The sequence below is a fragment of the Nocardia sp. NPDC055050 genome (assembly GCF_053608345.1).
Map to the genome: position 1 here is coordinate 105,672 of NZ_JBSGVG010000003.1, position 24,814 is coordinate 130,485.

Genomic DNA, 24,814 nt, shown 5'->3' on the forward strand with positions numbered 1-24,814 from the left:
GCCCACAGCTCTGCGATGACCCACGAACCCTGTCGGATTCGGCCTACCGGGGCGGACCAGTGTCGAACAAGCAAGAAGGAGTCGATATCGGGGCGTTCGGCGACCATGACACCACATGTCACGCTGTCACGACCACATGACCGGTTTGTTTATCGACGCCGAGACCGAATCGACCAGAAATTTGTGCGGATGGCACAATGCCGTCGACGGTTTTTGTTCAACGGACGGAAGCGCGCATGGCGGCATACGGATCCCTGGTGTGGGTGGGACAGGCCCTGGGCCCGCGCGTCGACGCCATCACCGCCGACCTCATCCGGGTGACCGAGCAGATGATCCCGCTCAACGACGTCGCCGCCGATCTGGCCGAGATGCGAGCCGCCAGCATCGCCGAGAACATCGCCGCCGTGCAGTACGTGCTGGCGAACGGCATCGACCCGGCCACCGCAGGCCCGCCCCCCGGGGCCGCCGCCTACGCCCAACGGCTGGCCCGGCGCGGTGTGCCGCTGACGATCCTGCTGCGCGCCTACGGGCTCGGGCAGTACCGGATCCTCGACGCCGCGATCGGGCTCGTCCTGGCCGTTCCCGGCCCTGACCAGCCCGCCCGGATTGCCGAACTGCTCAAATTCGCGGGCACCTACCTGGATCGCCTCAATTCGTCGATGGGGCGGATCTACGAGGCCGAACGGGACCGCTGGCTCAGCAGCCGCCAAGCCGCACGCCAGCAATGGATCGCACGGTTGCTCGACAACGACGATGTCGATGTCGCCGCCGCCCAGGAAGTGCTGGGCTACCAACTCGATCAGTGGCACTACGCCACTGAAGTGTGGTCGACGGTCACCGGCGCGGAGGCTGTGCGCGCGCTCGAGCAGGCCCGACAGCTGCTCGCCGCGGCGATGGGCACCGGTGGCGCCGAATTGGTCGCCGCGTCGGGAGACCGCGCCATGTGCCTGTGGTTCCCGACCGGACAGCCCTGCGCGGTCGAGGAACTCACCGCCCAGCTCGCGGCTTCCGGCTTGCCGATACGGGTAGCGCTCGGGCCGGTCGGCCAGGGGCTGCCGGGCTTCCGGCGCTCGGCCCGCAGCGCGGCACGGGCCAAGGCGCTCGTCGTCTCGGCCGGGGAGACCGCGCCTACTGTGGTCGACTACGACACGATCGCGCCCTTCGCGCTGCTGTCCGACGATCCCGACGAGCTGACCGGCCTCGTCCACCGCGTCCTCGGATCGCTGGCAGGCGACGGCGCCAAAGTGGAACTTTTGCGCAACACCCTCGAGGTGTTCCTCGCCGAAGGCGCCAGCTACTCGCGCACCGCCCGCGTCCTCGACGTCCACCGCAACACCGTCCAGTACCGCATCCAACAGGTCACCGGCCGCTACGGCATCGCCGTCGACACCGACACCTTCGAACTACGCTTCGCCCTGGGCATCTGCCGCTGGTACCCCCACGTCCTGACTCGGACAATCTGAGCCCAGCTGGTTTGTGCGGGATGCACAGCCGGGCGGGCGCAGCCATCGGGTCGGCGATCAGCTCGCCGCCGTCCGACGTGTCATCGCCCGAATCGGGTGGGAATGGCACTGACAGTGGCGATCTCGACCGCTGACACTCATGATGGTCTGAAGAAGGACGAACGAGGTGGGGGAATGAACAAGAAACTGATCGCCGCTGTCGCGGCGCTGTTCGCGGGTGCCATCGCAGTGACCGGGTGCTCGAGCGACGCCGACGTGGTCTCGAAGAACCTGTCCAAGGAATCGGACCAGTTCAAGATCAACCGTCGCGTGGTGTTCTTCAACGGGATCACCGACAAGTACCTGCTGTCCATCGAGGGCAAGTGCTCGATCAAGGACGAGAACAACCAGCTCGAGGTGACGTGCAAGACCGGCGATGACGAATACAAGAAGCACTTTCTCGGCCTCTCGGACAACGTGAGCTACTTCGTCGAACAGCTCGAGGCCGCCGAGGTGAGTCGCTACCACTACAAGGTCATCTTCAAGCCCGAGGTCATCATCGCCGACGTCGACCGCCCCTGAGCGTGTACACAGGCCCGCGGGCGTTCCCGATGAGCGGGAAGACAGGCAGGCGGTGACCGCGTTCCGGGCCTACGGTGGCGACCGCGGGACGTAGCGGACGCTCACAGCCATTCGAGTTTCTTCACGTCTGATCTGTCGATTCGACCAAGGAGCTCGATGTCTGCAACACCGCCGTCCGACGACCCGGCCCGCCACCTCGCACGGTTGGCGGCGATCGAGTCGATCACCGCGCTCAAGCACCGCTATTTCCGTGCCTGCGATGCCAAAGACCCGGTCGGGTTCCGTGACTGTTTCGTCGCGGCCGGCTCGGTGCTGGACTACGGCACGCTCGGTACGACCGACGCCGACGGCATGGCCGCGGTCTTCGCCTCGATCGCGCTGCAGCAGGTGGACGGCAAGAACGCGATCCTCGACATGCACCACGGCGTGCACCCCGACATCACCGTGCGCGAGGACGGCACGGCCAGCGGCCGGTGGACGCTGCGCTTTCGCCAGGTCAACCTGATCGAGCGCACCGAAACCGTCGCCACCGGTGAGTACGCCGACGAATACCGGGTGCAGGACGGGCACTGGAAGATCGCGACATGCACGTTCCACCAGTTGTGGGCGATCACCCACCCCCTCGATGACGCCACCCGGATCGCACAGTAGGAGCGGACATGTCGAAGATCGCTCTGGTGACCGGCGCCAGCCGTGGCGTCGGCAAGGGAATCGCGCTGGCACTGGGCACAGCAGGCTGGACGGTGTATCTGACCGGGCGCGGCACCGAAGGTGACGGCGGCCCCCTGGAAGTCGCGGCCGCTGAGGTGAGCGCTCGAGGTGGCGCCGGCATCGCCGTGCGCTGCGACCACCGCGACGACGCGCAGATCGCCGCGGTGTTCACTCGCATCACCGCCGAACAGGGCGGGCTCGACCTGCTGGTCAACAACGTCTGGGCCAATCCCGACGGTTTCGCCGGATTCAGTGATCCGTTCTGGCGACGGCCCGTCGCCGACTGGGACACCCTGATCGGTGTCGGCCTGCGGGCACACTACGTGGCCTCGGTCGAAGCGGCACGGCTCATGGTGCCTCGCGGAAGCGGCGTCATCGCCAACATCTCCTCGTTCGGCACCCGCGGCTACCTGCACTCGGTGCTGTACGGAATGTCGAAGGCCGGCCTGGACAAGATGGCGGCCGACATGGCCGTAGAACTGCGCGACACCGGCGTGAGCACGCTGTCGCTGTGGCCCGGCATCGTGCGCACCGAGCAGGTCCTGGCACTGGGTGTCGAGGACATCGAGGGGTTCCCGATCGCCGGCGCGGAGACACCGGAATTCGTCGGCCGGGTCGTCCTGGCCCTGGCCACCGATCCGGAGGTCGGCGCGCGCAGCGGCAGTACGGTGATCACGGCCGAGGCCGCCGTCGACTACGGGATCACCGATATCGATGGCGGACAACCGGTCTCGCATCGCGCGGCATTCGGTGGCGGCGCGCTCTTCGGCGTCCGTTGAGGCGGCAGTCGTGGCTCCCGCTGGGCGGGAGACCCGCATGCGGCGAAAGACACGGCGCCGCTAGCTTTCCCCCATGATGCAACTGACTCTTCTCGACGGTGTCACACTGGTCTTCGGTGGCAGTGGCGGCCTCGGCCGCGCCGTCGCCGCGGACTTCGCACGGGCGGGCGGTGACGTGGCGATCTGCTACCGCAGCAAACAATCCGTGGCCGAGACCACCGTGGCCGAATTGCGTGCGCTCGGCGTGCGGGCCAGTGCCCATCAGGTCGATGTCCGCGACACGGCCGCCGTCGACCGGGTGATCGCGGAGGTGATCGCCGAGCACGGACGGATCCGCACGCTGGTGTGGGGTGCCGGCCCGGTCGTCGACCAGATCACCCTCGTCGACACCGAACCCGACCGCTACCGGCAGTCGATCGAGGTGGAAGCGCTCGGAATGTTCACCGCCGTGCACGCCGTGCTGCCGCATCTGCGCGAGCACGGCGGCGGCTCGGTGATCCACCTCGGCTCCGCCGGTGACCGGTGGTGGCCCCGGCTCGACGGTCTGTCCGTGCTGCCCAAGGCCGCCAACGAGGCGCTGGTCCGCGGCATCGCGAAAGAGGAAGGCAGGCACAATATCCGCGCCAATTCGGTGCTGGTCGGCGTCATCGAGGCAGGCATGTTCCTCGAGCTGAAAGCCACGGGCGTGGTCGACGCGGCCTGGGAGGCCGAAGCCCGCCGCTTCGTGCCGATGAAACGATGGGGCACGGCGGCCGACATCGGCGCCGCCTGCGTGTTCCTGGCCTCCGAACAGGCCGGGTACATCACCGGTCAGCAACTGTCGGTCTCCGGCGGTTTCGGCATCTGAACTGACGCGGGCAGACCCGGTCTGCCCGCGTACGGTGGGGGTCAGTCCGCGGAAAGACCGGGCCGGACGATGATTTTCACGTGATCCTGTGGGCTACGCAGGGTCGTGAACGCGTCCGCGACACCGCCGAGATCCACGCGCGCGGTGATGATCGCCTCCGCGTCGATCGACCCGGCCGCCAGCCGCCGCAGCGTGATGTCATAGGCGTCCTGGTAGGGCCCGTGACCGAAATTGACGGCGATGCGCCGGAATTGGGGCACGACCGGGGTGATGGTTTCGGCCGTGAATCCGGCGGCGAGCACCTGGATCCGCGAATTGAACGGCATCTGATGGGTGAGCTCGTTCAGTATCCCGGCACGCCCACTGCATTCGTAGGCGATCAGGATTCCGTTCGCGGCCGCACCGACAACGGAGCCGGCGTCGGCGACCAGGGCGTTCCACACCTCGATGGGATTCTGCTCGGTCGGATCGACGACGATGTCGGCGCCCATGAGCGTCGCCAGTTCCCGGCGCCGAGGCGAGGGCTCGGAGGCGATCACCATCCTCGCGCCACGAGCCTTGGCCGCGACGACGGCGCCCAAACCGATGGTCCCACAGCCGATCACCAGCGCCGAATCCGCGGCGGTGAGCCCCGACTGCTGGACGTGCATCTCACCCACGTGCAGGGGCTCGGCGAGGGTCGCATGGTCCAGTCGCAGGTCGTCGGGGACTGCGCGCACCCAGCAGGCATCGACGATGATCGCCTCACCGAACGCCCCGTGGTAGGTGTTGGAGTAGCCGATGATCGTCGGGATACCGGTCGCGGCATCGGTGGCCAAGCCGATACCCGCCACCCGGTCGCCCACCGCGAAATCGGTGACCCCGGCACCGAGCTCGGTGATCACCCCGGCGTACTCGTGCCCGAGCACCACCGGTCGTTCGGTGTCGAACGCGGCCAGCGGGTACCCGCCCGCCTCGGCGACTTCGACGAAGCGGCACGCATCCTTGGACACCGACAGGTCACTGCCGCAGATTCCGCAGGCAGCCACCGCGATGCGAACCTGGCCGGGACCGGTCTCGGGCAGTTCGGGTACCTCGCCGACGGTGAATTCTCCGTCGAGGAATCGCACGGCGCGCATCCTCACGCTCCCGTCACGGCGTCGGCGCCGTAGTAGTCGGTGGTGGCCTCGGTGATCGCGGTGACCAACTGCCCGATCAGCAACTCGCGGTGATCCTCGGCGAACTGGAGGCTGGCCCGGCGTCCGGCATTGCGATTCTTGAAGTGCGGGACGACCTCGGAGGCGAACAGGTCGTAGCTGCGTTTGGTGTCCTCCCAATCGGCCATGTCCACGTGCAGGATCAGCAACGTGCCGAATCCGCCGGTCTTGTCGATCAACCGCTGGATCTGCGCGATGGCCTCGTCCGGTGTGCCGATGACGGCCTGCCCGAACTCACCGAGCGTGTCGTTGCGCCACTGCTCGACGATCCCGTGAGAGGTCCGCGCCCAGTCCGGGCGCTGCCCGGTCTGGCGGTTGACGTAAGCAGCCATGGACCCGATGCGCCGCGAGACCGCGCGTTCGGCATCGGCGCGCGATTCGGCCAAGAACATCGGGGTGACCAGCCGCCAGTTCGCCCGATCGGCGAGATGACCGTGCTCGGCACAGGTCTTCTCGTAGACGCCCCAATTGCGGTCCAGCGCCGCGAAACCGGTCGGCGAACCCGCGGCCAGTGACAGCAATGACAGTCCGTGCGTTCCCGCCAGGACCGATCCGTTCGGGGAGATGGTGGACGCGGTGGCCACCTCGATACCGGCCGGGTCGTAGGTGGGCAGCTGGGCCCGTGCATCGCGCAGGGTGAACCAGTCGGTCCGCATATCGACGACATCGCCACGAAGCAGCCCCAGGATCGCCTCGAGTGCTTCGCCCTGGCGACGGCGCTGATCGGACGGGTTGATGCCCATCATGTGCGCGTCGAGGGGGATCTTGCCCGGCCCCGTGCCGAAGATGACCCGGCCGCGGGTCTGCAGGTCGAGTTGGGTGATGCGGTCGACGGTGACCAGCGGGTGATGGTAGGGCAGCGACACCACCCCGGTACCGAACCGGATGCGGTGGGTGCGTTCGGCCGCCGCGGCGATGAACAGGTCCGGCGCGGGCACGATCTCGGCGCCGGTGGAATGGTGCTCGCCCATCCACGCCTCATCGAATCCGAGATGGTCGAGGTGCTCCATCAGGTCGATGTCGCGACGCAGCTGCAGGGCTGGGTCGGCGTCGAGCGGGTGATAGGGAGCCAGAAAGGCACCGAATCTGATCGAACTGGGGCTCCACATGGTGCGTCTCCTCGTCGAAACGGTGCGGTGAGCGGGCTCACGGCGTCGTCCTCAGCTTCGACTTGGATCAACTGATCCAGAAGTGCTTCTCCCGATCAGCGGGAAATGCTGCGATTCACCGAAGAAGCAACCGATCCGACTGTTGACACCGGCCGTGTCAGATGTCGATGATTGGATCAGTTGATCCAATTTTCCCGGCGGTCACCGGCGCCGATTCGCGAGGAGTCCGACCATGTTTCTCGACATCGATCCGCGGCGGAAGCCACCGGTCACGCTGGCCCAGTCCACCGACTTCGACTCGCTGTCGGTACTCGTCCACGCGACACCCGAAACAGTGCGCCTCCACGATGTACTCCTCGGCTGGGGCGAATTCGACGGCACCCACGTGTGGCTGAGCACGCAGCGCCTCGAAGACGAACTCGGCGACCACTTCGGCACCGACCTGACCTGGCGGGAACGATTCACCGCCATGCTCGACTACGCCCTGGCCCAGGGCTGGTTCGACGAGTCCGGCCTGAGCGTCCGCGCGCACTGCCGCTGGCAGACCCTATGAGCGGCACAGTCGACACGAATCCGACCACTCCGGTCGCCAATCGCCAGGGAAACGCGACGCGCACGCGTTTGGTGAAGACCGCAGAGCGACTCTTCGCCACACACGGCGTCGACGCGGTCTCGGTCCGCGCAGTCAACGCCGCCGCCGGGCTGGGCCCCGCCTCGGTCAACTACCACTTCGGCACGAAAGACGACCTGCTGGCCGCGGTGCTGCTGGACCTGGGAGCCGGTGTGCGCGACCGCATCCGCGCCAACGTCGACGCGCTCGCCGACCGCGAGCACGCGCCGACCGTCGACGAACTCGTCGGCGCCGTCACCGACCCGTACCGGGAACTGCTCTCGCGCCACCGCACGCGCGGCCTGCGCTGGATCGCTATCGTCGCCCAGATGTCGGCACAGAACCACCCCGCGCTCGACGCCGCCGAACAAGACCTGCGCGCGGTCCTGCTGCACCAGGTCCGGCGCACCTTTCCCGACACCGACCCCATCCGGCTCGAACAGCGCTGGGCCACCGCGCTCATGGTCTTCCTCCAGGCACTGAGCCGAGCCGAGGAATGGAACCACCGCCGCGACGCGATCCCCAGCGCCGACGACCTGGTCCACTTCTTCGACGACCAGGTGACCTACCTGGCAGGCGGCCTGATCCGGCTACTCACCTGAGGTCTCGCAGGCACGAGCTGGTCACAGCATGCGCTGCCTGCCGTACGCGGCGAACTCCGACTCCACCGACCGCCGGTCCGCCTCGGTCATGCGCCCGTAGACCGGTCGGCCACGCCCCACCCACCGGTACACCGGTTCATCGGTGCGCCACGCCTGCTCTTGCAGTTCGCGTTTGAGCACCTTGTTCGACCCCGTCACCGGAAGATTCGCCGAGACGCGCAGCAGCCGGGGGAGACCTTTGCCGCCGAGATCGGATTGCGCACAGAGGAATTCGGTGAACGCGTCGACATCGAAACCACCCGGATCGGCGACCTCGACGGCGGCCATCACCTGATCGCCCGAACGCGGATCGGGCACCCCGAACACGGCGGCGGCGATGACAGCGGGATGGCGGCGCAGAACCTGCTCGACCATCAGTGCCGAGGTGTTCTCGCCGTCCACCCGGATCCAGTCGCCCTTGCGACCGGCGAAGTACAGGAATCCGCCGGTGTCGATATAGCCCAGATCCCCGGTCCAATACCAGCCGTTGCGCAGACGGTCGGCGTCGGCGACCTCGTTCTTGTAGTAGCCCTCGAACGCGAGCGCACCGGCCTTGTCGATCATCTCCCCGATGGCCTCATCAGGGTTGAGTACCCGGCCGTACTCGTCGAGCTCGGCCCGTGCGCACTCCCGCAACGAATCAGGATTCACCACCGCCACACCGGGATGCGCCGGCCTGCCGAGCGCAGCGGGCGGCGCGGCCGGATCCAGGGCCGCCAGGCTCGGGCCCTCGCTGGAGCCGTACCCCTCGAACAGCTGCGCGTCGAAACGGCGCCGGAACTCGTCCTGATCGGCCACCGACGCCTCGGTACCGAATCCGCGCACCAGCGAATTGTCGGAATCCGTTACGGTTTCGGGCGTGGCCAGCAGATACCCCAGCGCCTTGCCGACATAGGTGAAAAAGGTCGCCCCGAAGTACCGAACATCCGGAAGGAACTGCGACGCAGAGAATTTCGGCGTCAGGCAGACCGTCGCACCGACCGACAACGCAGGCGCCCACAACGCCATGATCGCATTGCCGTGAAACAGCGGCATACAGCAGTAGTCCACGTCCTCGCGCACATGCCCGAACTTCGCCGTCGCCGCGTAGGCAACCACCGACAGACGGCGCTGAGTGCACCGCACCGCCTTCGACGCACCGGTGGTGCCGGACGTGAACAGCAACAGCAGCAACGAGTCCGGCCCACCCACCGCCGCAGGCGGCACCCGGCAGGCATCGATCCGGGCGCCATAGCCTGGATCATCGACCAGCAGGAACCGATCCTCGGCCAGATCGAGATCCAGCTGCCGCAGCCGCGCCATCCCCGCGGCATCGGTGACGATCAACTGACAGTCGACATACCCGATATCGGCAGCCAATTGGGCGTCGCCCCGGGTCGGATTGAGACCCGCCACCGTCGCACCCGCCAAAGCCGCCGCGCCCAGCCAGAAGACGAAATCGGGCACATTGTCCAACAGCACCCCGATATGGAACGGGCCGTCGCGGCGCAGCGTGCGGGCAAGCTCCGCACGGGCAGCCGACTCCCGGACCACCGCATCCCAGCTCCACTCGGCGTCGCGGGTGCGCAGGCCGAGCCGCTGGTCGCCGAGCCGGTCGAGCAGCATGGTCGCGATGTCCGCCCGGCGCGCGCCCGTCACTCCGACCCCGCGTAGATCAGTTTCAGGAAACCCTCGTTCACCACACAATGATCATCGACAACCAGCCGATCCAACTCGGATTCGAGCACGTTGCTGCGGCGTGCCATTCCGAGCACCGTGCGGTGCCGCTCGTTCGTGGTGGTGGCCAAGCGCTGCCCGAACGGCGCCCAGGTACTGCCCGGCTCGACGATCGCCATGGTGAGACTCCCTGTTTCGGTAGCCGCCGACTCGGTTCAGGACGCAGCCGGCGGCGTGGCCGCGGCGACACCGGCGCGGCGACCGAAGAAGGTGCCGTCACCGAGCGACGTGCCGCTGATGTAGCCCCACGAATGCAGGCCCGACGTTGCCCTGCCCGCGGCGAACAGACCCGGGATCGGTGCGCCGTCCAAGTCGAGTACTCGGCCGTCGACCGTGGTGTGCAGTCCACCGATGGTGAACACCTCAGCTCCGCCACGGCCCGCTTCGCCGTACTCGGGCGGGGCGATGCCGCGCTGGACGTCGATCGCGGCGAACGGTGCCCGCAGCGGCCGCAGCCAGTGCGCCGCCTTGTGGAAGTAGGGGTCCTGCCCATCGGCGGCGTGCCGGTTGTATTCGGCGACCGTCGTCGCCAGCGCGCCGGGCGGCATGCCGATCTGCTGTTCGAGGTCGTCGAGAGTCTCGGCCACGAAATGCGGTTGCACGCCCCACCGTTCGTTCTCCGGCACTTCCTCGTATGCCTGCTCGTCCAGGATCACCCACACCTTCAGGCCGTGCTTGAACAAGGCGGCCTGGCCGACCAGCCCGGGATAGACATCCTCGTTGATGAAGCGCCTGCCGATGTCGTCGACGATCATGCCGCGCACCATCATCCCCGGAATCAGCGAGATCCCCACCTGTGCGGCGGACATGTGCCGCACCGCGGCGCCCACAGCCTGTGCCATCACGATGCCGCGCCCGTCGTCACCGCCGTCACTGTTGACACCGAGCCCGACCAGTTGCGGTGCGTGCTGAGCCACCATCGCGGCATTGTCGGCGAACCCGCCCGTGGTCAAGACGACGCCACGTCGAGCACGGTAGGTGTAGTACCGGCCGTACTGCTTCGCCACGACACCGACCACACGTCCGGCTTCGGTGACGAGCCGGATCGCGTTGGTGTCGGTGTGCACTGCCACCGCGGTCGCGGCGACGGCCTCGAACAGCTTCTGCATCAGCACCTTGCCACCGAAACCGTCGGAGGTGACCCGGTGCCCACGCGGCGACGGCTTCGCGAGATCAGCGAAGGGCCAAGCCTTTTCGCCCATCCACATGAGGCCGTCATCGGTGGGCGGCACCCAGGTGGGGGAGTCCCACAACGAGGGTTTGAACGGGACGCCGTGGTCGACGAGCCACTGGAAGTGCCGTGCGCTCTCCCGGCTGTAGAGGCCGACCTTCTCCCGGTCGGCGTCCGGTCCCAGCGCGGCCAGCAGGAAGGCTTCCATATCCTGCGCGGTGTCGTCGAACCCGCAGGCCCGCTGGATCTCGGTGCCGCCGCCCAGATACATCTCGCCACCGGACAGCGCGGACGACCCGCCGCCACCACTCAGCTTCTCCAGCACGATGACATCGGCGCCCGCGGCAAACGACTCGAGCGCCGCTGCCGCACCCGCGCACCCGTAACCAATGATCAGAACATCGGTTTCGTAGTCGACCTGCCCGACATCGCCCGCATCGACGGGCGCTACCGAAGTGTGTGTGCTCATGACAACTCCCATCCGCTGTGCTGCGCACGCTAAGGAGTTCTCGCGCACGTCGGACGGGGGAGTGTCCATCCACCGGGAGACCGCCTGCTGATTACCTGTTCGCTACGGGTAATCCTGCTTTCCGATCATTGAAGCGCGCCTTCTTCTGACGATTCCCGCACGTGTTCATGTCGCACCATTTGCGGGTGCGGCTCTGGCTGGTGTCGAAGAAGGCGGCTCGACAGGTCGGCGATGCGCACAACGCCAATTTTCCGTCGCGCTCGCCGGCGAGGATGCTGATCGCGTCGGCGGCGATGACACCCAGCGCGTCGTCGACGCGGGAATCCGAGTTGAGTCGCCAGTGCCGATCGCCCTCGGGCGTCAGGACCGCTGACGCGCGGCCCTGAATGCTGCGGTCGTTGATGACTCGGACTGCAGAGGCCGGGGGAGTGTCGTGCATCGCGGTCGCGGTCGCGGCGAGGTGAATGGCCTCCCTCAATTCCCGTGCGAGTGCGAGCTGGGCGGTGGTGCAGGAATTCACGGCCAGGCCGCTCACCGTCAGCCAGTCGACGAGCCGCTGCGGCGTCGGGATGCGCTCTACAGCGTCGCCGGAGCGCTCCGTCAGCGTCGCCGTGAAGCTGGTCGCCAGCACAGTGCCGAGGCGGAAGTCGGGGAACTCAGCATGCATGGAACCACCTTAGCTGGTTGCGCGCTCACATATCGTCATGTTAGAACCGTCTAAGACGGTTCACCAATCGCAGGAGGTCTCGTGCCCAATCCGATCAGCGACGTCCAAGCATTCGAAGCCCACGCACCCGACACCGACCTCGACGATCTGCGCGCACGACTGGCCGCGGCACGACTACCGGAGCCCGAGACTGTCTATCGCGCCGCGCCCGACCCGCGCCGATGGGAGCAGGGGGTTCCGCTCGCCGACCTCGTCGAGGTCGTGCACTACTGGCGCACCGAATACAACTGGCGTTCGTTCGAAGAGCGCCTCACCCGGATCGGCCAGTTCCGCACAACCATCGACGGTCTGGAAATCCACTTCCTGCACCGCCGATCCACGCGCGCCGATGCCACCGCGCTGATCATGACGCACGGCTGGCCGGGCAGCATCGCCGAGTTCACCGATGTAGTAGACGAGTTGGCGGATCCGCAGGACGCGGACGCGCCGGCGTTCCACGTTGTCGTTCCCTCGCTGCCCGGGTTCGGTTACAGCGACAAACCGGCCACCACAGGCTGGGGGACCGAGAAGATCGCGGCCGCCTGGGTGGAGCTGATGACAAGGCTCGGCTACAACAGGTTCCTGGCTCACGGCGGCGACTGGGGAGGCAATATCACCACGGTTCTCGGTGGCAGATTCCCGGCGCACGTTCTCGGCATCCACTCGACGTTCGCCGAGGCACCGCCCGGGTTGACGACGGACGGGCTGACAGCCGCCGAGCGCACCTGGACCGAGGAGACTCGCGATTTCTGGCGGCACCGCGCGGCATACGCGAAGCAGCAGGCGACGCGACCGCAGACCATCGGCTACTCGCTCGTCGACTCACCGGTCGGACTCCTGGCCTGGATCCTCGACAAGTTCGCCGAGTGGACAGACACCGAAGACAGCCCGTTCGAGACGATTTCCATTGACCGGGTTCTCGACAACGTCACGCTGTACTGGCTCACGCGGACCGGCGCATCGGCCGCTCGTATCTACTACGAAAGCCACAACTCGCTCGACCCCGAACTTCGTGTCGACGTTCCATCGGCAATCACCATGTATCCACGTGACGTCGACAAGTGCCCGCGGGTCTGGGCGCAAGAGCGGTACCGGCAGATCGTCCGATGGGGATCGCCCGACAGCGGGGGACATTTCCCGTCGCTGGAGGTTCCCGAGTACTTCGTCAAGGACCTGCGGGAAGGTCTCGCAGCTGTGCTGGCCGCCAGGGTAGTGACTACTTGACATAATGTGCATTATCGGCGTTTGAAGGCGGCCTGTCGGAAGGGGTTTTTGCAGTTGCTTTGCGGTGCACGCCTAGTTGCATCACATGCTGACAGGCGCTCACTGTCGCTTCTCTGCATTGCCGCGCGTGCGCCGACGCTTCGGTACTTGCGAGCTCGATCAGCCACATTTTGGGACATCGAAGGAAAGCTGACGAATCCGGACAATTCTCGGTTCGGCCGATTCATGACTGTTCGCCCTGAATGTGCTCATCGGCGACTCTGGGCCCGCATCCTCGGCAAACCGAGTCGGCTGCCCAAAGCCCGGCACTCCCCCTCCCACTTCCCCGCCCTCTATTTCGTCACAGTGACGAAACCATTGAAGGTGCCTGGATGGCGCGCCGCATCGCCTTTCGCCGTGATGCGGTGCGCCAAGGAGAATCAGACCAGAACGGGGGTGAGTCGGCGCGATTCGGTGGCCTTTTCGGAGCTGGTTTCCGGTGCGTTGTCGGCGTCGGCGGTGAGGTACTTATCGGGCAACGACAGTTTGGCGATGGTGCGCAGGGTCAGCGCGTACTGACGGACCAGGCTGCCGGTGGTGTACGGCAGGCGATATTCGGCCGCGAGCTTGCGCACTTCACGCTGAATTTCGGGCAGCCGGTTGCTCGGCAGGTCCGGGAACAGGTGGTGTTCGATTTGGTGACTGAGCGTGCCGGAAAGGATGCGCATCAGGGGACCGACGTCGATATTCGCGCTGCCCAGGTATTGGCGCAGATACCATTCGCCGCGGGTCTCACCCTCGATATCGCGCTTGGTGAATTTCTCCGCGCCGTCGGGGAAATGTCCGCAGAAGGTGATGATCTGCTCCCACACATTCTTGGTGAGGTTGGCGGTGACGTTCGCGCGGATCGTCGATTTCCAGTTCCTACCGGTCATCGCCGGGAAGATCACATAGTCCTTGAGCAGCTGCTTGCCTGCCTTCTGGGCGATTTCGTCGCGCGCCTGCCGGAACTTCTTCTTGTCCTTCTTGCCCGCCAGCACGCGCGGGATCTCCAGGTGGTACACGCACATACCCAGCTCGTACAGCAGTGACACCGGGACGAGGTAGACGAAGTTGCCCAGGTGGTACGGACGCCAGCGCCGGTCACGGGTGATGCGGAGCAGCCCGTACCCTTCGTCGGGGTCCAGCCCGAGCACATTGGTGAAGACGTGGTGGCGGTAGTTGTGCGCTTCCTTCCAATGGGCGGCGGGCATGGAATGGTCCCATTCCCAGGTGGTGGAGTGGATTTCCGGGTCGTTCATCCAGTCCCACTGGCCGTGCATGACGTTGTGCCCGATCTCCATGTTCTCGAGCACCTTCGACAAGGTGAGCAGGCCTGTCCCCCACCACCAACTGCTTTTCCGACCCGAGTCGATCAGCACGAGCCGGGCGGCTATCTCGCATGCTCGCTGAACGCGGATGACGGTCTTGATGTATTTCGCGTCGCGTTCACCCAGGCTGGATTCGATCTGTCTGCGCAACGCGTCCAGGCGTTGCCCGAACTCTTCGATGTCGGTCGGCGAGAGATGCGTGTACGCCTCGACGTCAGATATAGCCATCTGCTGTGTTCAACCCCTGTTCCGGTGCCGCGCGCCGGGCGCGGTCCAGGTGAGAGTACGAACTCGACGGGGTTGGTTCGGTACTGTGCGCGGTATTTAGTTAGACGTAACAGCCGGAAGTGCCGGAATGGGTGTCAGTGACTACTGGCGGCGGGTTCGTAGATCTTGTCCACCTCGGTGGCGTACTTCTTCATGACCTCTGCTCGCTTGAGCGACATCTTCGGTGTCAGTTCGCCGGTGGCCTCGGTCCAGTCGACGGGCAGGATGCGGACCTTCTTGATCGCCTCGGCATGGGACACCTTCTTGTTGGTGTCGGCGAGGGCCGTATCGATCTCCGCGACGAGATCCGGGTTGTCGATCAGAGCCTCGTTCGTGGTGTCGGCGGGCAGGTTGTGGCTTTGCTTCCAGGCCGGGAGTGCTTCGGGGTCGAGGGTGATCAGGGCACCGACGAACGGACGGCCGTCACCGACCACCATCGCCTGGCTGATCAGCGGGTGGGCGCGCAGCGAGTCTTCCATCAGGCCCGGGGAGACGTTCTTTCCGCCCGCGGTGACAATGATTTCCTTCTTGCGGCCGGTGATGGTGAGGTAGCCGTCGCGGTCGATGCTGCCGAGATCGCCGGTCTGGAACCAGCCGTCGGCGAAGGCGTCGTCGGTGGCCTGTGGGTTTCCCCAGTATTCGTGGAACACGACAGGGCCGCGTAGCAGCAGTTCGCCGTCGTCGGCGATCTTGACGGCGTGGCCTTCGGTCGGGCGTCCGACGGTGCCGACCCGGGTATCGGCCGGGGTGTTCACGGTGATCGCCGCGGTGGTCTCGGTGAGTCCGTAGCCCTCGTACACGGGGATCCCGACGCCGCGGAAGAAGTGACCGAGCCGCGCGCCGAGCGGTCCACCACCGGATACCGCCGCCTCGCATCGTCCGCCGAGCGCCAGGCGCAGCTTGCGGTAGACGAGTTTGTCGAACAGGGCGTGGCGCAGTCCGAGGACGATTCCGGGGCCGCCGGTGTCCTGGGATTCGCTCCAGGCGATGGCGGTCTCGGTGGCCAGGTCGAAGATCTTTCCCTTGCCGCCGGCGTGCGCCTTCTGCTTGGCGCCGTTGAAGACCTTTTCGAACACTCGCGGCACCGCCAGGATGAAATGCGGCCGGAAGCTGCCGAACTGGTCGACGAGTGTGGACCAGTCGGAGCTGAACGCGACGACCACCTTGGCGTCGAGCGCGGCCAGCGTCACCGCGCGCGCGAAGACGTGGGCGAGCGGCAGGAACATCAGTGTCTTGTTGCCCTCGGTGACGAACTCCCCCAGCGCGATTCGGTCGGATTTCGACTCGGCGTAGAGGTTTCCGTGGGTGAGGATCACGCCTTTGGGGCGTCCGGTGGTGCCCGAGGTGTAGATCAGGGTGGCCGGGGAGCTCGCGCCGACCTCGGCTCGGCGGGTGTGTACGGCCGCGTCGTCGAGGTCGGCGCCGCGCGTGGTCAATTCCGCGATGGCACCTTTGTCGATCTGCAGGATTTCTCGCAGGTCGGGCAGGGCGCGGTCGTCGATCTCCTCGATGATGCGGCGGTGTTGGTCGCTGTCGACGATGAGCAGTTTCGTCGCGGAGTCCTGCAGGATCCACTTGGCCTGCTCGGCGGCGGAGCTGTCGTAGATGGCGACGGTGCAGCCGCCGGTGGCCCAGATCGCGTGGTCGAGCACGACCCACTCGTAGCGGGTGGGGGCCATGATCGCTACCCGGTCACCGGGTTCGATGCCCGAGGAGATGAGACCCTTCGCCACGTCGGTGACCGTTCGGGCGAACTCGGCCGCGGTGACATCGGTGAGTCCGCCGCTGCCGTTGGAGACGTTGAACAACACCGTGTGGGGCGAGTGCTCGGCGTGCAGGAACACACTGTCGGAATTGTTCGCGTGCTCGGGAATCGTGTAGGAAGCCGGGGCTTCGAACTCATGCATCACAGGGCCCTTCCACATGGATTGATCAGTTACTGCGCGGGCGCGTGCTCGATGCCGAGTCGCAGCATGCCGCGCAGGTCGTAGGTGTTGGTGGCGACCGCGCCGACGATCAGGCCGATCGCCAGTCCCGCGCAGGTCATCCAGAGACCCTGTGCCATGCCTGCTTCGAGGTGTCCGTCGAAGAACAGGATGGCGCGTACGGCCAGGTAGATCTGGTGCATGGGTTCGAACGTGGCCATGTCGGCGATCCAGCGCGGTGTCGCCTCGAGCGGGATGGTGCCCGACGATGACGGGATTCCGAGCACCACGAACACGATGAGGTTGATCATCAGGCCTGCCGTACCGAAGGCGGCCATCACCGACAGGGCGGTGACCGCGATGGCGGCGATGGCCAGTGTGCCATAGAGGAACAGCATCAGTGGGCGCTCGATCGCCATGTTCAGCAGGGTGCCGACGCCGAGGAACACGCCGGAGGCCAGTGGGGCGCTGATCGCGGCGATCCCCCATTTGATGAGCAGCGTGCGCCAGCGGCTGATCGGGGCCGGGGTGGTGGCCTTGTGCCATGGGCCGTATTCGGCGGGGACATAGCCGAGTGAGGCGTCGACGAGTGAATTGATCATCATCGCGCCGCTGAATCCGACGATCAGCAGGACCAGGGTGTAGAAGAAGGCCGCCAAGCCCTGGCCGGTGCCTTCGGGGAGCGGGTGGTAGGCGGTGACGACGACGTCGATCGGCTCGGCGAGCTGTAGCTGTGCGGCGCCGCTGAGTGGTGTGGCCCCGGCCGCGGTGTGGACCTGTTCGGCGAGTTGGGTGCCGACGGTGCTGTTGACCTGTGTCATGGCCTGGTCGGCGACGGTGTTCATGATCTGTGCGGCGAGGGTGCCCGCCCGGGGGTTGGTGAGCACGGAGATGATGGGCTGCTCGACCTGGCCCGGGACGATCGAGGCGGCGCCGAGGATGGCGACGCGTTTGGTGAAGTCGCCGGGGATGACGATGGCGCCGTAGACCTCGCCGTTCTGCAGCTGTTGCTGGGCTTCGTTGATGCCGAGTGGGCGCAGGTCGATCTTGTCGGCGGGGATGTTCTCGCTCAGCGCGGAGGTGATCTGTGCGCCGATGTTGGCGGGTTTGCCACCGACGGTGTCGCCGACGTCCTGGTTGACCAGGGCGATCGGGAAGTCGTGCAGGTGCTTTTCGGGGTCGGCGGTATAGCCGAGGTACATGGTGCCCAGGAGCGCCGCCAGGATGGTGACCAGGGTGATCGGGGCCAGCCATTCGCGGATCGGCATGCTGCGCTGTGTGCGGGTGGGCGCGGTGTTGTCAGTCATGGCAATCGTCAATGTAGTCAGCGACAACAAAGTAGTCAACGCAAACATTGGGTGGCCGTCAGATATCCTGCTCGTACCATGTCCCTGCACACCCCGTACCACCACGGAGACCTCCGCGCCGCGCTGCTGACGCGCGCGGAGGCGACACTGCGCGAGGCCGGCGTGGACGGGCTGTCGCTGCGTCAACTGGCCCGCGACACCGGCGTCAGCCATGCGGCCCCGAGTCGTCATTTCCGCGACAAGCAGGCACTGCTCGACGCACTGGCCGTCACCGGGCTCGAACGCCTCGGTGCCTGCTTCGAACAAGCCGTGATCGAAGGACCCATCACGGCACGCCTGCAAACCGTCGCCTACGCCTACCTGCGATTCGCCGTCGACAACCTCGAGCTCTTGCCGCTGATGTTCGCGCGCCGAAACAACTCCACCTCCGCCGATATCCAGCAGGCCGCCGACCGGGCGTTCGCGGTGCCGATCACCCTCATCGCCGATGGTCAGGCCGCCGGCGAGATCGTGGCAGGTGACCCGAAACGGCTCGGCGTCACCGCCCTGGCCGCCCTCCAGGGCTTGGCCACCTTCGTCGGCTCCGGCTACACCGCCGACTACGACTCCGAGCAGCTACTCGACGACCTGGTCCGCCACCTCACCCTGGGCCTGCTCCCCCGCGCTGCCGACTGACGATGCCGCGAACCGCATCCTGACGTCTGGAAGGCGATGGCCGACAAGGCTTCAGGCGCGCAGGAACAGCCGCATGGATTCGTCGACAACGGCCTCACGCGTTCGCCCCTCCGGGTCCGCGGTGGGCCGGAGCCAGATCGAAGCATGATTCAGGATCCCGTGCAGGCAGTGCAGCGCCACGGAGGGGTCCGAACAATCGAACTCGCCTGACGCGACACCGCGATCGATGACCGCACGGAAGATCCGGTCGTGGCGTCGACGCATGGTCTTGATGGATTCACCGTGCTCGTCGGGCCACGGCGCGGGAAAGGAGAAGAGTTTGCCGACTTCCGGGTAGAGCACCGTCAGAACGCGCAACTGCTCGGCGATGAGCGAGCGCAGTTGTTCGGCCGAGGAGAGCTCGGCCGCAGTCTCCAGTGCCTCGCCGAGATGGGTCAGCACGTCAGCGGTCAGCTTTTCCAATGCTGCCGAGACCAAGGCGTCTTTGCTCGGAAAGTAGTAGTAGAGAGTCGCTTTCGCGATGTCGGAGCGTTCGGCGACGTCCTCGAATCGCATTCCCTGATAGCCGACGCTGGACAGGATCTGCAATGCGGCGTCGATCATCTCCGCCTTGCGTCGATCGCGTCGTCTCTCCGCACGCCCTGCGGGCGCGACGCTCTCGTCCGTGGTCGCGGTCATCGCATGATTCTATCTGCCACCAACAGCCGACCATCAGGACGATCAGACGACTTGCAGGATGAAAATTCGACCCGTAGGTTGATAAATGTGAGAGATACGATCGCACCCACGTCCTACTTCCACCGGGTCGGTGCTCACCGCTTCGCGCCGACTGCCCACGCGGGTGGAGCGTGGGACACCGCCGAGCAGCACTTCAGCCCCCTCGGCGGGCTGATCGTGCACGAGATCCAGCGAACACGCGCCCACGAACAGCGCCCAGCGTTGGCCATGAGCCGGATCAGTTTCGACATCCTGGGCAGGATCGCGTTCGGGGAGTTCGACATCGACGTTCGGACCATCCGCCCGGGTCGCACCATCGAACTGGTCGAGGCGACCGTCACCATCGCCGGGCGCAGCGTCGTCTCGGCCCGCGCGTGGTTTCTGAGCGCGCAGGACAGTGCGGGCGTCGCGGGTGGGGAGCCCGAGCGGCTTCCCACCCCCGAATCATTGGCGTCCTGGCCGCTGACCTCGGTGTGGCCCGGCGGCTACATCGCTTCGCTCGATACCCGCCCGGTCGGCATTCCCCAACCCGGGCGGACCACCGCGTGGGTGCACTCGCCGATGGACTTGGTGTCCGCGGAACCAGCCGATCCCCTGGCTTCCTACCTCGCGCTCGTCGACACCGCGAACGGCATCGCGGTGCGACAGGAGCCCACCAAGTGGATGTTTCCCAACCTGGACCTGACGGTCCATCTCTATCGGCAACCCGAAGGCGAATGGACCGGTCTCGACACGACCGTCACCTTCGGCCACACCGGGCAAGGACTCACCAGTACCGTCCTGCACGACATTCGCGGCCCGGTCGGGGTTGCCGAACAGATTCTCACCCTCCGTCCACAGGATTAGGTGCCTGTGCCGAGCGGGCTCAGTTGGGTCCGGCGAGGACTACCGGGCGGCCGTTGCGCGGTTGAGTGGGTCGGTTGCTGTGCGGGAACAGGGCGCGGTAGTTGTCGACATCAGGGGCTGCGACCGGCGCGGGGTGGCGCAGCACGATCCACTCGACACCTTCGGTGCACGGGGGCGTGGTCAGGGAGCCCTGGTAGCGGAACTGGGCGAGGTCGGCCGGGAGGAATTCGCGCGGGTCGACAGTGGGGACCGCGCGGGTGAGCCCTGAGCGGTTCGGGGCGGCGGTGAGGATCCGACTCAGCGGGGTGGGGTCGGTGTGCGCGTTCAGGAGGACGGCGAGAACGGCCAACCGGCCCGATCGGGCGGTGTGGACGAAATGCAGTTCCATGGCGGTCTCGGCACCGTCGACGGTGTGCTCGCTGGGGAGATGGAAGTGGAATTGGGTCAGGGTGAACGGCGTTGCGTCGACGACGATGCGGTTGCCGGAGTCCGCTGGGGCGCTCACCTGCACGGTGTGCCCGTTGTTCAGCAGGTTCACCGACGGGATGGGGCGGTAGTCGATTTCGATGTGGTCGGACGGGTGTAGTTCGGTGGGGCTGTCCAGGTCGATCGGCGATTGGGCGTGGCCGACTCGGCAGGCCGAGTAGCCGCGGTCGAGGTCGGCCCAGTGCTCGGGGCCCTCGGCGTCGTAGTCCCAGTGCGGCTTGCCGGTGGTGGCCGCGACCGAACCGCCGCAGCCGGCAGCAGCGAGCAGTGCCAGTGCGGCGAGTGCGCCGCGGCGGGTGATGACGGGGCTGAGGTCATTGTGACGAACCGGCACCGGTGTAGCTCCTTGCCATGATTCTGCCGTCGGCCCGGATGTAGACGTCCCGGGACGGCAGTGTGCGCGTGTCGAAACCAGCTGGCCGACTACCGAACCGAGAATGTCCGGTTTGCACCGAATATCCTTCTAGTACAGTCGATTTCGCTCCTGCGCGGTGCCTCAGGCTATGCCGGTCGTCATCGCGGAGACCAGACTCGAGGGCGGCGAGATACGTCACATCGGTGGTGTCCGCGGCTCGAGATAGACGCCTAGGGTCGTCTCATGATCGAGATTCCAGAGGTCTTCACCCGCGAAACGATCAGTCGGGAAGGTGAACCCGGGCGGGTATGGATCGCGACACTGCCCCGGCTGGCGGATGAATTACTGCAACGGTGGTCGTGCACTCCTGACGGGCCGGTCATGCACGGCCACGTCGGGATCGTCATTCCGGTGCTGTGTCCGGATCTGCCGCCCGCGGTTGTCAAGATCTCCTTTCCGCACCCGGGCAACGTGTTCGAGCCGGACGCGTTCGCCACCTGGAACGGACGGGGTGCGGTGCAATTGTTCGACCGTGATGACGAACGGTTCGCGATGCTGCTCGAGCGCACAGGACACGGAACTCTGGCCCACATCACCAACTTCGACGAGGCAGTCGGCATACTCGGGCAACTGTCCCACCGCTTGGCGGTCGACGCCCCCGCCGGGCTGCCGCGTCTGAGCGACTTGGTCGCCGACTGGACGGACGAGCTCCGCACGACGGCCGCCGAACTGGGCGATCCACTCCCCCGCCGCGTTCTGGATGCCGCGGCCGAGACCTTGCGTGATCTCGGTCCGGGTCAGCCCGAGACCCTCGTCCACGGCGACCTGCATGATGCGAATGTGCTGGTGGGAGAACGGGAGCCTTGGCTCGCGATCGATCCGAAGGGGTATGTCGGCGACCCCGCCTACGACACGATCACCGTCCTTCGCAGCTACCGGTTCGCGCCGCTGCTGTTCGCCCCCGATCCGGCCGCCGGTATTCGTCGCGGATTGGACTTGTTTTGCGAAGCAGCGGGTATCGACCGTGATCGTGCCCGCCGGTGGGCGCAGGTCCGGGCGATCAAGGCCGCACTCTGGGGGCGTAGGCACGGCGATCCCGGTTGGTTGATCGGAGCGACCGACCGTCTGACCGAGATTCTGTGGTGATGTCGCGATCGGCCGTCTCTCGATTCGGCCAGGGCCTCGAGGTGGGGTCCAGCGGCTTGCCAGTAAGGACTTCCAAGCAGGGTCTTCATGGCAGTTCGTTCGATGCGGGAGTGGGGCGCATCCACAGGGCGATGATCAGTGCGGTGACGGCGACGAAGGCCATCGCGAGGAAGGCGTCCGAGAATGCGGCCCCGGATCCCGTGTCGTTCAGGGGGTTGAGGGCGTCGGTACCGGCTTGTCGTCGTGCGCTGACCAAGGCGCCGAAGAGCGCGGGACCCGCGCTGGCGCCGAGGAATTGGGCGCCCTGGAGGATCCCGAGCCCGATGCCGGCCTGTGCGGGAGCCAGAGCGCCTGCCGCGGCGCTGATGATCGGCGTCGTCACGAAGATGAAGCCGGCGCACAGTGCGGTGATCCCGATCGCGGTGAGGACCAGCGAACCGCCTCCGGCCACAGTGGACAGGAATACCGCGGACAGTCCCATCACAGCCAGACCGGTCAGCGTAGGGGTGCGGGCACCGATGCGATCGGCCAGGCGTCCACTCAGCGGTGAGAGCATCGCGACGGCGAGGCCGGCCGGGATCATGACCAGCGCGCCGGTGCCCGGATCGAGGCCGTCGACGTCGACGAGCACGATCGGCACGAACACCAGGGCGCCGAGGTTGATGCTCATTGCCAGCGCCACGACGATCACAGCGATCCGGAAGACCTGGTTGTCGAACAGTGCGGGTGGGACGAACGGCCGGTCGATGCGCCGATTGCGACCGACGAACACCACGAGTGTGGCCATGCCGACGACGAGGCATCCCCACGCCGAGGGCGCCGTGAATCCGGCGACCTGAGCCTGGGTGATTCCGAACAGCAGCAGTCCGGCGCCTGCACCGAGCAGGATGCCGCCGGTGAGGTCGAACCGCTCGGCGGTGGTCGGTGAGTCGGCGGGCAGGACTCGCCAGATCAACGGCAGCAGTACGAGCGCGATGGCGACCATCAGCCAGAACGGTGCGTGCCAGCCGAGCAGCTGTCCGATGCCCCCACCGAGGGCAGGTCCGGCCGCGGTGCCGATTCCTGCCGCGGCGGAGATCACCCCGATGCCCATCCCGCGTTTTTCCGCCGGCAGCAACCGGGTCACGCCCAGGATCGTGAGCACCGGGATCCCGGCTGCGCCGATGCCCATCACGATGCGCCCCGCCACCAGCGCGAGCAGACTCGGGGCGAGCGCGCTGACCAGGCTGCCCGCGGCATAGGTTGTCAGGCAGACCACGAACAGGGTCCGCAGGCTCACTCGGTCCGACAGGCGTCCGTAGAAGGGGATGCCGACGGAGAACATCAGCAGGAATCCGGTGACGACCCATGCCAATTCGGCTTCCGAGGCGTCGAACTCGGTGCCTATCGCCGGTAGCAGCAGATTGACCATGTCGCTGGCGATGACCGTCGCCAGCATCGCGGGCATGAGCACCGCCAGTAACGCCAGGCCTGAACCAGCGTGGTCGGTTTCGAGTCTCGTGGATGTCATGGGTTCCCTCTCCCAGCTTTACCGCAACCATTATGGTTACAGTTCGGGTAAAAAAAGAACGGCGGTCTCCCGCCGTCCTGCGATCAGCGCATACGCGCCGCTCGATCGATGTCGAATACCTTCTGGAGCAGGTGCGCGATGGTCGTCCGACCCAACTGCTCCTCCATGGCCTGCTCGGCGTTGCGGAACTGCTCGTCGACAATCGCCTGCATATGACGACCGACCTCGCACTCGGCGCTGGGCGGGTGGGCATGTCGAGACAGCACCGGCGAACCTTCGACGGCGCGATAGGCGTCGAAGAGAGTGATCTCGCGAGCAGGGCGGGCGAGCGTCCAGCCCCCGCCGCGACCCTCCGTGGACCGCACCAGGTCGGCGTCACGCAGGTTGCCGAGGATGCGTCGAACCAGCACCGGATTGCTCGCCAAGCTCTCCGCGATCTCCACAGACGTCAACGAACTCTCCCCGCCTTGCGCCAATTTCGTCAATGCGTGAATGGCGACCGCGCTTCTGCTGCTGACGCTCATGCATCCTCCCGGTGCCGTTGACCTTCGAAACTGAAACTAACACGGTTGCGGTTTCCGTGCACGGCGAAAACGAGGGCCGGTCGTGATTCAAGCGGGATCGGCCGGCCAGGTCTTTTCCATCCACTGGTCCGGTTCGGGGTGAGCAGTGAAGCCGTAGGGGCGGTACATGTCGTGGGCATCGCCGGTAGCCAGGGCCATACGGCGTAGCCCCCAGTCGTCGGCGTCGGCCATGATCCGGTCAAGGAGGAGTTTGCCGACGCCTTTTCCACGCTGCCGACGGTCTACATAGACGTCGGAAAGCCAGGCGAAAGTGGTGCGGTCGGTGACCAGGCGGGCGAAGGCGATCTGGGAACCGTCGTGGAACACGCTGTAGGGCAATGAATTCTCGACGACGCGGCGGACGCGTTCGCGGCTGCGGCCGAGGGCCCAGTAGGCATCGGTCGACAGGCGGTGGTGGAGCCAGTCGAGATCGACGGCGGCGGGATCGGTGGAGATCTCGAGCAT

At 66.3% G+C, this 24,814-nt stretch carries 25 protein-coding genes; 11 read left to right on the forward strand and 14 right to left on the reverse strand.

Annotated features, from left to right (window positions below):
- Positions 1–236 precede the first annotated feature (236 nt).
- The 5 genes from ACWGCN_RS04995 to ACWGCN_RS05015 all read left to right on the forward strand — a co-directional run bounded on the left by ACWGCN_RS04995 (position 237) and on the right by ACWGCN_RS05015 (position 4,361).
- A complete protein-coding gene (locus ACWGCN_RS04995; protein WP_379312322.1) occupies positions 237–1,463 on the forward strand; it encodes a PucR family transcriptional regulator in 1,227 nt (408 codons plus the stop codon).
- A gap of 174 nt (positions 1,464–1,637) precedes the next feature.
- On the forward strand, positions 1,638–2,024 hold the full coding sequence (locus ACWGCN_RS05000) for a beta-sandwich lipoprotein (RefSeq protein ID WP_378991765.1): 387 nt from the start codon (positions 1,638–1,640) through the stop codon (positions 2,022–2,024).
- Between the two features lie 156 nt (positions 2,025–2,180).
- Complete coding sequence (locus ACWGCN_RS05005) at positions 2,181–2,675, forward strand: nuclear transport factor 2 family protein (RefSeq protein ID WP_452457483.1); 495 nt, start codon at positions 2,181–2,183, stop codon at positions 2,673–2,675.
- An 8-nt stretch (positions 2,676–2,683) separates the two neighbouring features.
- Positions 2,684–3,514: an SDR family NAD(P)-dependent oxidoreductase gene (locus tag ACWGCN_RS05010; RefSeq protein ID WP_452457482.1), complete on the forward strand. Its 831-nt coding sequence runs from the start codon at positions 2,684–2,686 to the stop codon at positions 3,512–3,514.
- A gap of 73 nt (positions 3,515–3,587) precedes the next feature.
- A complete protein-coding gene (locus tag ACWGCN_RS05015) occupies positions 3,588–4,361 on the forward strand; it encodes an SDR family NAD(P)-dependent oxidoreductase (RefSeq protein ID WP_452457481.1) in 774 nt (257 codons plus the stop codon).
- 41 nt (positions 4,362–4,402) lie between these two features.
- Here the strand turns inward: ACWGCN_RS05015 and ACWGCN_RS05020 are convergent, their stop codons facing one another.
- Both ACWGCN_RS05020 and ACWGCN_RS05025 read right to left on the reverse strand, forming a co-directional pair.
- Positions 4,403–5,479 carry an alcohol dehydrogenase catalytic domain-containing protein gene (locus ACWGCN_RS05020; protein WP_378991770.1) on the reverse strand — a complete coding sequence of 359 codons (1,077 nt, stop codon included), beginning with the start codon at positions 5,477–5,479 and terminating at the stop codon, positions 4,403–4,405.
- A 2-nt stretch (positions 5,480–5,481) separates the two neighbouring features.
- Entirely contained in the window at positions 5,482–6,666 is a 1,185-nt protein-coding gene (locus ACWGCN_RS05025; RefSeq protein ID WP_452457480.1) for an LLM class flavin-dependent oxidoreductase, read from the reverse strand.
- A gap of 232 nt (positions 6,667–6,898) precedes the next feature.
- Here ACWGCN_RS05025 and ACWGCN_RS05030 point away from each other — a divergent pair, with 232 nt between their 5' ends.
- Positions 6,899–7,219 carry a hypothetical protein gene (locus ACWGCN_RS05030; protein WP_452451104.1) on the forward strand — a complete coding sequence of 107 codons (321 nt, stop codon included), beginning with the start codon at positions 6,899–6,901 and terminating at the stop codon, positions 7,217–7,219.
- Positions 7,216–7,878 (forward strand): TetR/AcrR family transcriptional regulator, encoded by a 663-nt coding sequence (locus tag ACWGCN_RS05035; protein ID WP_452457479.1) that lies wholly within the window; start codon positions 7,216–7,218, stop codon positions 7,876–7,878. Before ACWGCN_RS05030 ends, ACWGCN_RS05035 begins: the two co-directional genes overlap by 4 nt.
- Positions 7,879–7,899: 21 nt before the next feature.
- Here ACWGCN_RS05035 and ACWGCN_RS05040 read toward each other — a convergent pair whose 3' ends face one another.
- The 4 genes from ACWGCN_RS05040 to ACWGCN_RS05055 all read right to left on the reverse strand — a co-directional run bounded on the left by ACWGCN_RS05040 (position 7,900) and on the right by ACWGCN_RS05055 (position 11,940).
- The gene (locus ACWGCN_RS05040) at positions 7,900–9,522 is read right to left on the reverse strand and encodes an AMP-binding protein (protein ID WP_452457535.1); all 1,623 of its coding nucleotides are present in this window, start codon (positions 9,520–9,522) and stop codon (positions 7,900–7,902) included.
- A gap of 29 nt (positions 9,523–9,551) precedes the next feature.
- Positions 9,552–9,752, reverse strand: a complete 201-nt coding sequence (locus ACWGCN_RS05045; protein WP_452457478.1) for a hypothetical protein — start codon at positions 9,750–9,752, stop codon at positions 9,552–9,554.
- 36 nt (positions 9,753–9,788) lie between these two features.
- Positions 9,789–11,273 (reverse strand): FAD-dependent oxidoreductase, encoded by a 1,485-nt coding sequence (locus ACWGCN_RS05050; protein ID WP_452457477.1) that lies wholly within the window; start codon positions 11,271–11,273, stop codon positions 9,789–9,791.
- 91 nt (positions 11,274–11,364) lie between these two features.
- Positions 11,365–11,940, reverse strand: a complete 576-nt coding sequence (locus ACWGCN_RS05055; RefSeq protein ID WP_452457476.1) for a CGNR zinc finger domain-containing protein — start codon at positions 11,938–11,940, stop codon at positions 11,365–11,367.
- Between the two features lie 81 nt (positions 11,941–12,021).
- Here ACWGCN_RS05055 and ACWGCN_RS05060 point away from each other — a divergent pair, with 81 nt between their 5' ends.
- Positions 12,022–13,203 (forward strand): epoxide hydrolase family protein, encoded by a 1,182-nt coding sequence (locus ACWGCN_RS05060; protein ID WP_452457475.1) that lies wholly within the window; start codon positions 12,022–12,024, stop codon positions 13,201–13,203.
- 419 nt (positions 13,204–13,622) lie between these two features.
- On the opposite strand, the gene ACWGCN_RS05065 is transcribed toward ACWGCN_RS05060, so the two are convergent.
- The 3 genes from ACWGCN_RS05065 to ACWGCN_RS05075 all read right to left on the reverse strand — a co-directional run bounded on the left by ACWGCN_RS05065 (position 13,623) and on the right by ACWGCN_RS05075 (position 18,051).
- Positions 13,623–14,780, reverse strand: coding sequence for a fatty acid desaturase family protein (locus ACWGCN_RS05065; protein ID WP_452457474.1), 1,158 nt, complete (start codon positions 14,778–14,780; stop codon positions 13,623–13,625).
- A 134-nt stretch (positions 14,781–14,914) separates the two neighbouring features.
- Positions 14,915–16,726 carry an AMP-dependent synthetase/ligase gene (locus ACWGCN_RS05070; protein WP_452457473.1) on the reverse strand — a complete coding sequence of 604 codons (1,812 nt, stop codon included), beginning with the start codon at positions 16,724–16,726 and terminating at the stop codon, positions 14,915–14,917.
- A 29-nt stretch (positions 16,727–16,755) separates the two neighbouring features.
- Positions 16,756–18,051: a DUF3533 domain-containing protein gene (locus ACWGCN_RS05075; protein WP_452457472.1), complete on the reverse strand. Its 1,296-nt coding sequence runs from the start codon at positions 18,049–18,051 to the stop codon at positions 16,756–16,758.
- A gap of 78 nt (positions 18,052–18,129) precedes the next feature.
- Between ACWGCN_RS05075 and ACWGCN_RS05080 the strand changes: the two genes are divergently transcribed.
- Complete coding sequence (locus ACWGCN_RS05080) at positions 18,130–18,726, forward strand: TetR/AcrR family transcriptional regulator (protein ID WP_378991785.1); 597 nt, start codon at positions 18,130–18,132, stop codon at positions 18,724–18,726.
- A 51-nt stretch (positions 18,727–18,777) separates the two neighbouring features.
- Here the strand turns inward: ACWGCN_RS05080 and ACWGCN_RS05085 are convergent, their stop codons facing one another.
- Complete coding sequence (locus ACWGCN_RS05085) at positions 18,778–19,404, reverse strand: TetR/AcrR family transcriptional regulator (protein WP_387444989.1); 627 nt, start codon at positions 19,402–19,404, stop codon at positions 18,778–18,780.
- An 87-nt stretch (positions 19,405–19,491) separates the two neighbouring features.
- Here ACWGCN_RS05085 and ACWGCN_RS05090 point away from each other — a divergent pair, with 87 nt between their 5' ends.
- Entirely contained in the window at positions 19,492–20,289 is a 798-nt protein-coding gene (locus ACWGCN_RS05090) for a thioesterase family protein (protein ID WP_378991788.1), read from the forward strand.
- A gap of 19 nt (positions 20,290–20,308) precedes the next feature.
- Here the strand turns inward: ACWGCN_RS05090 and ACWGCN_RS05095 are convergent, their stop codons facing one another.
- Positions 20,309–21,109 carry a carbonic anhydrase gene (locus ACWGCN_RS05095; RefSeq protein ID WP_452457471.1) on the reverse strand — a complete coding sequence of 267 codons (801 nt, stop codon included), beginning with the start codon at positions 21,107–21,109 and terminating at the stop codon, positions 20,309–20,311.
- Positions 21,110–21,373: 264 nt separating this feature from the next.
- Here ACWGCN_RS05095 and ACWGCN_RS05100 point away from each other — a divergent pair, with 264 nt between their 5' ends.
- Positions 21,374–22,276 carry an aminoglycoside phosphotransferase family protein gene (locus ACWGCN_RS05100; RefSeq protein ID WP_452457470.1) on the forward strand — a complete coding sequence of 301 codons (903 nt, stop codon included), beginning with the start codon at positions 21,374–21,376 and terminating at the stop codon, positions 22,274–22,276.
- An 85-nt stretch (positions 22,277–22,361) separates the two neighbouring features.
- Here the strand turns inward: ACWGCN_RS05100 and ACWGCN_RS05105 are convergent, their stop codons facing one another.
- The 3 genes from ACWGCN_RS05105 to ACWGCN_RS05115 form a co-directional block, all read right to left on the reverse strand.
- Positions 22,362–23,786 carry an MFS transporter gene (locus ACWGCN_RS05105; RefSeq protein WP_452457469.1) on the reverse strand — a complete coding sequence of 475 codons (1,425 nt, stop codon included), beginning with the start codon at positions 23,784–23,786 and terminating at the stop codon, positions 22,362–22,364.
- An 83-nt stretch (positions 23,787–23,869) separates the two neighbouring features.
- Positions 23,870–24,310: an Rrf2 family transcriptional regulator gene (locus ACWGCN_RS05110; protein WP_452457468.1), complete on the reverse strand. Its 441-nt coding sequence runs from the start codon at positions 24,308–24,310 to the stop codon at positions 23,870–23,872.
- Between the two features lie 87 nt (positions 24,311–24,397).
- Positions 24,398–24,814: a GNAT family N-acetyltransferase gene (locus tag ACWGCN_RS05115; RefSeq protein ID WP_387444984.1), complete on the reverse strand. Its 417-nt coding sequence runs from the start codon at positions 24,812–24,814 to the stop codon at positions 24,398–24,400.